This window comes from Bradyrhizobium macuxiense (genome assembly GCF_001542415.1).
GTDB classification, from domain to species: Bacteria; Pseudomonadota; Alphaproteobacteria; order Rhizobiales; family Xanthobacteraceae; genus Bradyrhizobium; species Bradyrhizobium macuxiense.
In genome coordinates this window covers 9,942-18,690 of the sequence record NZ_LNCU01000013.1, presented here as the reverse complement: position 1 = coordinate 18,690, position 8,749 = coordinate 9,942, and the positions used below count along the sequence as shown (strand labels likewise).

Sequence of the window (8,749 nt, the reverse complement as noted above, 5' to 3'; positions counted from 1 at the left end):
CCCGCCGCTTCATCTTCGAGCAGGAGACGACGCGCGCCGGCACGATGCCGCCGCTGGCGTTCAGCGTCACCATGGTCGGCCCCGTCATCTACACGTTCGGCAACGACGCGCAGAAGAAGAAGTTCTTGCCGCGCATTCTCTCCGGCGAGGACTGGTGGTGCCAGGGCTATTCCGAGCCCGGCTCGGGCTCCGATCTCGCCACCGTCCGCACCAAGGCGGTGCGTGACGGCGACCACTACATCGTCAACGGCCACAAGACCTGGACCACGCTGGCGCAGCACGCCGACTGGATCTTCTGTCTAGTCCGTACCGACACCTCCGCCAAGCCGCAATCCGGCATCTCGTTCCTCTTGATCGACATGAAGTCGCCAGGCGTCACCGTGCGGCCGATCATCACCATCGACGGTTCGCACGAGGTCAACGACGTCTTCCTCGAGAACGTCCGTGTCCCCGCCGAGAACCTGATCGGCGAGGAGAACAAGGGCTGGACCTACGCCAAATTCCTGCTCGGCAATGAGCGCACCAGCATGGCCGGGATCGGCCGCTCGACGCGCTACATCGCGCGCTTGAAGAAGATCGTGAAGGAAGAGATTCCGGAGGACGATCCGGCGTATCTCGAGTTCATCCGGGACATCGCCCGCGTCGAGCTCGACGTGCTGGCGCTGGAGGCGACCGAGCTTCGGGTCGTGGCCCAGATGGCGCGCGGCATCGATCCGGGGCCGGCGGCATCGCTGTTCAAGATCCGCGGCACCGAGATATTCCAGGACATCACCGAGCTGACGCATCGCGCGATCGGCAATCATGGCCTTGCCATCCGCGAGCATCCGGTCAGCGCCAACCATTTCATGCCGGGGCGGGACTACGGCCATACGGCGTCGGAGAAATATCTCAACTCGCGCAAGCTCTCGATCTACGGCGGATCGAACGAGATCCAGCGCAACATCATCGCGAAAGCGGTGCTTGGTCTCTAGCAATAGCAGCACGAGAGGATCGGATGGATATCCAGTTCACGGAAGAGCAGGAGCTGTTGCGAGCCAGCGTCCAGCGGCTGCTGCGCGACCAGTATGATTTCGACACGCGCCGCAAGATCGTCGCGAGCGAGGAGGGCTTCAGCCGCAAGCAGTGGGGCGCCTTTGCCGAACTCGGCCTGCTCGCCGCGCCGTTCTCCGAGGATGTCGGAGGCCTCGGCGGTGGACCGCTCTCGACCATGATCATCATGCAGGAGTTCGGCCGGCACCTCGTGGTCGAGCCGTTCGTCGAGACGGTCGTGATCGCCGGCGGACTGATCGAGCAAGCCGGCTCCGCGGAGCAGAAGCAAGCCTTCCTTCCCGGTATCATCGCGGGAGGGAAGATCTGGGCCCTGGCGTGGACCGAAAAGGGTTCGCGCTTCGACCTTGCGACCGTTACCACCATGGCGCGCCGGGATGGGGATGGCTACCTCCTCGCCGGCGAGAAGACGGCGGTGCTCGCTGCCCCCTGGGCGGATTACCTGATCGTCTCCGCCCGCACCTCGGGGCATCGGCATGATCGCGGCGGCATCAGCCTGTTCGTGGTCGATCGCCGTGCCGCCAGCCTCGATCTGCAGAGCTTCAAGACCATCGACGGCCGCCGCGCCGCCGAGATCAGCCTGCGCGACGTGCGCGCGCAATTGTTGGGCCGGGAGGGCGAGGGCGTCGCCGCGCTGGAAGCCTGCCGCGATCGGGCCATCGGCGCGCTCTGCGCCGAGGCGGTCGGCGTAATCGGCGAGCTGAACTCCGCGACGCTGGAATATTCCAAGACGCGAAAGCAGTTCGGCGTCACCATCGGCTCCTTCCAGGTGCTGCAGCACCGGATGGTCGACATGTTCATCGCCCATCAGGAAACGCTATCCCTGATGCAGCATCTGAGCCTCAGCCTCAGCGGCGGCGATGCCGGCGTGTCGCGGCTCGCCTCGGGGGCAAAATCGAAGATCGGCTATGCCGGCAAGTTCGTCGCCGACCAGGCGGTGCAGTTCCATGGCGGCATGGGCATGACCGACGAGCTCAATGTCGGCCACTATTTCAAGCGAATCTCGTCCATCAACATCCAGTTCGGCGATCCCGCCTACCACGTGCTGCGTTATGCGCAGCTCGACGCGGCCGCCTGAGGAGGCAAAGCATGTCATCACCTGAAGCAGTCATCGTTTCTACCGCGCGCACGGGCGTCGGCAAGGCCTATCGCGGCGCGCTCAACAACACCGATGGCCCGACCCTGGCCGGCCATGTGATGGCCGAAGCCGTGAAGCGCGCCGGCATCGCGCCCGGCGAGGTCGAGGATGTGGTGATGGGCTGCGCCATGCAGCAGGGCACCATGGTCATGAACGTCGCGCGCAAGGGCGCGATCCGCGCCGCGCTGCCGGTGACGGTTGCCGGCACCACCATCGATCGCCAATGCGCCTCGGGCCTGCAGGCGATCGCAGTCGCGGCACGTTCGGTGATGCTCGATGGCGTCGAGATCGCGATCGGCGGCGGCATCGAGTCGATCAGCCTGGTGCAGAACGAGCACATGAACCGCTTCCATGCCGTCGACGATGATCTGATGGCGATGAAGCCGGAAATGTACATGTCGATGCTGGAGACCGCCGAGGTCGTTGCCGAGCGTTACGGAATCGGTCGCGACAGGCAGGACGAATACAGCCTCGAGTGCCAGCGCCGGGTCGGTGCCGCGCTGCAGGGGGGCCGCTTCAATGACGAGATCGTGCCGATCACGACCAAGATGGCCGTGGTCAACAAGGACACAAAGGAAGTCAGCTTCCAGCAGGTGACGTTGTCGAAGGACGAGGGGCCGCGTCCGGATACGACCGCAGACGGCCTCGCCAAGATCAAGCCGGTGTTCGAGGGCAAGACCATCAGCGCCGGCAATGCCAGCCAGCTCTCGGACGGCGCGTCGGCCTGCGTGATCATGAGCGACAAGATCGCGGCGAAGAAGGGCCTGAAGCCGCTCGGCATCTTCCGCGGCTTTGTCGCCGCCGGTGTCGAGCCTGACGAGATGGGCGTCGGCCCGGTCGCGGCGATCCCGCGGCTGCTGCAGCGGCATAATCTGAAAATTGACGACATTGACTTGTGGGAGCTCAATGAGGCCTACGCCGTCCAGGTGATCTATTGCCGCGACAAGCTCGGCATCGATCCCGACAAGCTCAACGTCAATGGCGGCTCGATCGCGATCGGCCATCCCTATGGCATGACCGGCTCGCGGCTCACCGGCCACCTCCTGATCGAGGGCCGGCGGCGCAAGGCGAAATACGGCGTGGTGACCATGTGCATCGGTGGCGGCATGGGCGCCGCGGGCCTGTTTGAAATCGTCCACTGATCGGAAACGCGGGGAGATTATTCGTGAAGACAGCGATCACTGAACTGTTCGGTATTCAGCATCCGATCATCCAGGGCGGCATGCATTATGTCGGTTTCGCCGAGATGGCAGCCGCAGTGTCCAATGCCGGTGGCCTCGGCATCATCACCGGCCTGACGCAGAAGACGCCGGAACTGCTCGCGAAGGAGATCGCGCGCTGCCGCGACATGACCGACAAGCCGTTCGGCGTGAACCTCACCTTCCTGCCGAGCTTCACCGCGCCGCCCTATCCGGAATACATCGCTGCGATCAAGGAGGGGGGCGTCAGGGCGGTGGAGACCGCTGGCCGCAGCCCCGAACAATACATGCCGGCACTGAAGGCGGCCGGCATCAAGGTGATCCACAAATGCACCTCAGTGCGGCATTCGCTGAAGGCCGAGAAGATCGGCTGCGACGCGGTCAGCGTCGACGGCTTCGAATGCGGCGGCCATCCGGGCGAGGACGATATCCCGAACATGATCCTGCTTCCGCGCGCCGCGGATGAGCTGAAGATCCCGTTCGTCGCCTCCGGCGGCATGGCCGATGCCCGCAGCCTGGTTGCGGCGCTCTCGATGGGCGCGGCCGGCATGAACATGGGCACGCGCTTCATCGCAACCAAGGAAGCGCCGGTGCATCCCAACGTCAAGAAGGCGCTGGTCGAGGCCAACGAGCTCGACACCCGTCTGGTCATGCGCGCGCTGCGCAACACCGAGCGCGTGCTGAAAAACAAGGGCGTCGACGAGCTGCTCGAGATTGAGCGCGAGAAGGGCGCCAAATTGAAGATCGAGGACATCCACGAGCAGGTTGCCGGCGTCTATCCCAAGGTGATGATCGATGGCGACATGGACGCGGGCGCCTGGAGCTGCGGCATGGTGGTCGGCCTGATCAATGACATTCCGACGGTCAAGGAGCTGATCGATCGCATCATGACCGAGGCCGAGCGGATCATCCGCCAGCGGTTGACCGGCTTCCTCGACGGCACCCTTGAAGCCAGGCCGGCCCGTGCAGTGGCCTGACGGAGAAACGCGATGACCGGGCACGTCAAAGTCGAGATCGCCGATGGTGTCATGGCGCTGACGTTGCAGCGCCCGGAGAAGAAGAACGCGCTGACGGGCGCCATGTATGACGCCTTGTCGAACGCGCTCAAGCAGGCGGAGGCCGATGGCTCCGTCCGCGTGGTCCTGTTCCAGGGTGACGGTGATAGCTTCACCGCCGGCAACGATCTCGCCGATTTCGCGAGCCAGGCGCGCGGCGAAGCGACCGTTGACAGCCCTGCCCATCGTTTCATCGGGACGATCAGCAAGGTCGGCAAGCCGCTGGTCGCGGCCGTGCAGGGCAATGCCGTCGGCGTCGGTACCACCATGCTGCTGCATTGCGATCTGGTCTATCTTGCCGAGAATGCCCGGCTGATCACGCCGTTCGTCAATCTCGCGCTGGTGCCCGAGGCCGCTTCGAGCTGGCTGCTGCCGCTGCGCATCGGGCATGCACGTGCCTACGCAATGTTTGCGCTCGGAGAGCCGATGGATGCTGCCGGCGCGTTGGCGTCCGGGCTCGCCAACGCCGTGGTGCCGCAGGCCGATCTGCGCAAGCGGGCGCATGACGCCGCGATCGCGCTGACCAAGCGGCCTGCGGGCTCGCTCAGCTTGACCAAGGGGTTGATGCGCGAGCACCAGCGCATCGCGGCGCAGATCGCTGCGGAAGGGGAGGTGTTCAAGGAGCGGTTGACGACGCCGGAAGCGCGCGAAGCGTTCGCAGCTTTCGCCGAACGTCGCCCGCCGGATTTCTCGAAGCTCGCGGGTTAGAGCCGCGCGACATCCTGCAGGCGCATCTTCATCAGGAGCAATCCACGATGGCTCAGCTGCGAATCTTCTCGTATCTGCCGAACCCGCGCGTCTGGAAGGCGACGATCGCCGCCCGGTTCTGTGGCGTGGACGTTGAGGTCAGAGGTGCGCCCAGCAAGGAATTGCGCGACTGGCTGTGGGACTATGACGCGCGTCCGCTGGGCGGGCAGGAACGCACGTCGCTGTCGTCGCTGGCGCGAACCGGTCGGGTCGGGCTGACCGGCGCCAAGCTGTTCAAGACTGATGCCTTCCTGGAAGCGCAGCCATTCGGCAACGTGCCCGCCGCCTTCGGCCGCGACGGCAGGGTCGGCATCTTCGAATCGAACAGCATCATGCGCACGGTGGCGCGGCTGGGAGAGGCGACGTTTCCGCTCTACGGCCGCGACGCCTATGAGGCGTCCAGGATCGACAGCTTCCTCGATGTCAGCTTGGTCTTCGCGCGGGATACGCAGATCTATCTCCTTGCTCTGTCTGACGGCACGGTCGATGCACCGATTCACGAGCGCGCCAAGCAGGCGTTCGCGATCTATGCCTCCGGGCTCGAGCAGGCGTTGTCGAACCAGGGCAAGTCGCTGGTGGGAGACGGCATCACGCTCGCCGACATCTGTTTTGCCGCCGAGCTTGCGCTGTTCATGAACGAGCATGGACGGGTGGCGCAGTTGAGGGAGCGCGGCCTGAACAGGATCCTGCACGGGGGGATCGAGAACGACTATCCGAAGGTGTTCGCGCACTTCGCCCGGCTGGTCGAGCATGAGCACTTCAGCCCGGACCTCAAGCCCTATGTCGCGAAGTTGCTCGCAAAGGCAGCGGCCTGATCATGAGGGCCGTCGGCTGCAACGGGGAGATTTAATCGGATGACCGAACGTATCTGCCTGATTTCGGGTGCCGGACCCGGCACCGGGTCCGCACTCGCCCGGCGATTTGCCGAGGGCGGTTATCGCGTGGCCATGCTCGCGAGAAACGAGGAGCGCCTTGCTGCGCTCGAAGCCGAACTGCCGGGCACGAAGGGATATCGCTGCGACGTGTCCGATTCCGCGCAGGTCGAGGCCGTCGCCTCGGCCGTGGAGCGCGATCTCGGCAGTCCGAGCGTCGTGGTTCACAACGCGGTCGGCGGCGCCTTTGGCACATTCCAGGAGATCGATCCGGCGATTCTCAATCGCAATTTCCAGGTCAATACGATGGGGTTGTTGTACCTGGCGCGGCGGTTCGCGCCCGCGATGGTCAGCGCCGGCGAGGGCGCGATCATCGTCACCGGCAATACGTCGGCGTTGCGGGGCAAGCCCGGCTTTGCCGGCTTCGCGCCGACCAAGGCGGCGCAGCGGATCCTTGCTGAAGCCATGGCGCGCGATCTCGGGCCGCGCGGCGTGCACGTGGCCTACCTCGTCGTCGACGCCGTGATCGATCTGGAGTGGACGCGGAAGCGCTGGCCGGAGCGGCCGGACGACTTCTTCATCAAGCCGCGCGCGATCTCGGACGAGATCTGGCACGTCGCGCACCAGGATCGCAGCGCGTGGTCGTTCAATGTCGAGCTGCGGCCGTTCGGCGAGGCCTGGTAGGCGACGGCAGGAACCGCACGGCGCGCGAGCGCGATCAATTCATAAAGCTGGGGGGATAGCTCAATGCTGTTGAGAAGAATTGCTGTTGCGACTGCGATGGTCATGGCCGTCGCCGGAGCCGTGAGGGCCGAAACGCCCGGCGTCACGGAAGCCGGGATCAAGATCGGGGCGACCTTTCCGTTCAGCGGCTCGGCTTCGCCGCTCAGCAACACCGGCAAAGGCCTCATCGCCTATGTTAATTCGATCAATGATCGCGGCGGCATCAACGGCCGCAAGATCAACCTCGTGACCTATGACGATGCCTACAGCCCGCCCAAGGCCGTCGAACAGACGAGGAAGCTGATCGAGAATGACGAGGTCGCATTCCTGTTCAGTCCCTTGGGCACGCCGGGCATCGGGGCGACGGTCAAATACGTCAACGGCAAGAAGGTGCCGCACCTGTTCGTCGTGAGCGGCGCGACCAGGTTCACGAACTTCACCGAGTTTCCGATGACGACGACGGGCCTGCCGAGCTACAACACCGAAGGCAGGATTTACGCGAAATACATCATCCAGACGCGGCCTGATGCGAAGATCGCGATCCTCTACCAGAACGACGATCTCGGCAGGGATTTCGTCGCTGCTTTCAAGGAGGTCCTGAAGGACGATTTCGAGAAGAAGGTGGTGGTCTCTCCCTACGAGGTCACCGAGCCGACGATCGAGTCCCGCGTGGTGTCGCTCAAGGCATCGGGCGCCGAGGCGTTCCTCATCGCCGGCACGCCGAAGTTCGCCGCCCAGGCGATCAAGAAGGCCAGCGAAATCGGCTGGACGCCGCTGATGCTGATCAACTACGTCTCGAGCTCGGTCTCTGCGACCATCGTGCCGGCCGGAGCGGACAAGGCCGTGGGCGTGGTTGCCGCGACCATCACCAAGGACCCGACCGACAAGAAGTGGGCCGACGATCCCGGCATGAAGTGGTATCACGCTTACTTCGCGAAATATCTGCCTGGCGCCGATATCGGCGACAACAATTACCTGTTCGGCACGCAGCAGGGCCAGATCCTGGAACAGGTGCTGAAGCAGTGCGGCAATGACCTCTCGCGGGAGAATATCGTGAAACAGGCGCGCAATATCCGCGGACTGGTGCTGCCGACGCTACTGCCGGGCATCACGATCAGCACTGGCCCCGACAACAGCATGGCCTATACGCAGCTTCAGTTGCAGCGCTGGACCGGCAGCACTTGGGAGCAGTTCGGCGGCGTGCTGAGCGCGGACCAGATGTGATCTGGTGCGCGCAGGATGATCTCACTGTGCGAGTGAAAGCAGCGCGCGCCGGGTTTCTGTCGCCAGCAGGCTCGCGCGATATTCGGCGGAGGCGTAGCGGTCCGACAGGCATTCCGTTGCCTCGCTGAGCAGCCGGGCCGCCTTGGCGGCCACCTCCGCGGACAGCGGCTTGCCGATCAGGAACTCGGCGGCAGCATCGCCGGCGAAAGCATGGCCCGCCGCGCCGGTCACGCCGATGGACGCGTGCTCGATCACATCGCCCCGCAAGCGAACCGCTGCCGCAACGCCGACCACGGCATAGCCGCTCGCCGGGTGCCTGATCTTGCGATAGGCGAAGCGCGTGCCCGGCGTGGGGCGCGGAATGTGTACTCCGACCAGCATCTCGTTTGGCTCGAGCGCGGTGGTGAAGATGTCGACGAAGAAGTCGCGGCCCGCAACGCGCCCGGTGTCGCCAGGATGCGCGATCTCTATATCAGCGCCAAGCGCAATCACGACCGCTGGCCAATCGGCCGCCGGATCGGCATTGGCGAGCGAGCCGCCGATCGTGCCGCGATTGCGCACCTGCGGATCGGCGATCAGGTTCGCCGCCCGACGGAACAGCGGCAGCACCTCGTGCAGCGGTTCGGAGGCCAGTAGCTCGGCGTGTGTGGTCAGCGCGCCGATCCGGACGTGGTCATCGTCGATCCGGATCCCCTTCAGTTCCTCCACGCCGCGGATGTCGACCAAGAGCGCGGGCGTGGCCAG

General features: G+C 64.8%; 9 protein-coding genes. 8 read left to right on the top strand and 1 reads right to left on the bottom strand.

What is annotated here, in order from left to right:
- From AS156_RS02830 to AS156_RS02795, 8 genes are all read left to right on the top strand, one after another.
- On the top strand, positions 1 to 971 hold a 971-nt coding region (locus AS156_RS02830; RefSeq protein WP_245312523.1), incomplete at its 5' end, for an acyl-CoA dehydrogenase family protein.
- A gap of 23 nt (positions 972 to 994) precedes the next feature.
- Positions 995 to 2,125: an acyl-CoA dehydrogenase family protein gene (locus AS156_RS02825; RefSeq protein WP_066499698.1), complete on the top strand. Its 1,131-nt coding sequence runs from the start codon at positions 995 to 997 to the stop codon at positions 2,123 to 2,125.
- 11 nt (positions 2,126 to 2,136) lie between these two features.
- On the top strand, positions 2,137 to 3,327 hold the full coding sequence (locus AS156_RS02820; RefSeq protein WP_066499697.1) for an acetyl-CoA C-acyltransferase: 1,191 nt from the start codon (positions 2,137 to 2,139) through the stop codon (positions 3,325 to 3,327).
- Positions 3,328 to 3,350: 23 nt separating this feature from the next.
- Positions 3,351 to 4,361 carry an NAD(P)H-dependent flavin oxidoreductase gene (locus tag AS156_RS02815; protein WP_066499696.1) on the top strand — a complete coding sequence of 337 codons (1,011 nt, stop codon included), beginning with the start codon at positions 3,351 to 3,353 and terminating at the stop codon, positions 4,359 to 4,361.
- A 12-nt stretch (positions 4,362 to 4,373) separates the two neighbouring features.
- Entirely contained in the window at positions 4,374 to 5,147 is a 774-nt protein-coding gene (locus AS156_RS02810; protein ID WP_066499694.1) for an enoyl-CoA hydratase-related protein, read from the top strand.
- 47 nt (positions 5,148 to 5,194) lie between these two features.
- Positions 5,195 to 6,001 (top strand): glutathione S-transferase family protein, encoded by an 807-nt coding sequence (locus tag AS156_RS02805; protein WP_066499692.1) that lies wholly within the window; start codon positions 5,195 to 5,197, stop codon positions 5,999 to 6,001.
- A 39-nt stretch (positions 6,002 to 6,040) separates the two neighbouring features.
- On the top strand, positions 6,041 to 6,742 hold the full coding sequence (locus AS156_RS02800; protein ID WP_066499691.1) for an SDR family NAD(P)-dependent oxidoreductase: 702 nt from the start codon (positions 6,041 to 6,043) through the stop codon (positions 6,740 to 6,742).
- A 63-nt stretch (positions 6,743 to 6,805) separates the two neighbouring features.
- Entirely contained in the window at positions 6,806 to 8,005 is a 1,200-nt protein-coding gene (locus AS156_RS02795) for an ABC transporter substrate-binding protein (protein WP_136625975.1), read from the top strand.
- A gap of 21 nt (positions 8,006 to 8,026) precedes the next feature.
- On the opposite strand, the gene AS156_RS02790 is transcribed toward AS156_RS02795, so the two are convergent.
- The coding region (locus AS156_RS02790; protein ID WP_245312522.1) for an FAD binding domain-containing protein at positions 8,027 to 8,749 on the bottom strand (723 nt) is incomplete at its 5' end.

What these genes read in the sequence shown, in the direction of transcription:
- AS156_RS02805 (WP_066499692.1), top strand. Translation starts at nt 5,195, where the DNA reads ATGGCTCAGCTGCGAATCTTCTCGTATCTGCCGAACCCGCGCGTCTGG.
- AS156_RS02795 (WP_136625975.1), top strand. Translation starts at nt 6,806, where the DNA reads ATGCTGTTGAGAAGAATTGCTGTTGCGACTGCGATGGTCATGGCCGTC.
- AS156_RS02810 (WP_066499694.1), top strand. Translation starts at nt 4,374, where the DNA reads ATGACCGGGCACGTCAAAGTCGAGATCGCCGATGGTGTCATGGCGCTG.
- AS156_RS02825 (WP_066499698.1), top strand. Translation starts at nt 995, where the DNA reads ATGGATATCCAGTTCACGGAAGAGCAGGAGCTGTTGCGAGCCAGCGTC.
- AS156_RS02800 (WP_066499691.1), top strand. Translation starts at nt 6,041, where the DNA reads ATGACCGAACGTATCTGCCTGATTTCGGGTGCCGGACCCGGCACCGGG.
- AS156_RS02820 (WP_066499697.1), top strand. Translation starts at nt 2,137, where the DNA reads ATGTCATCACCTGAAGCAGTCATCGTTTCTACCGCGCGCACGGGCGTC.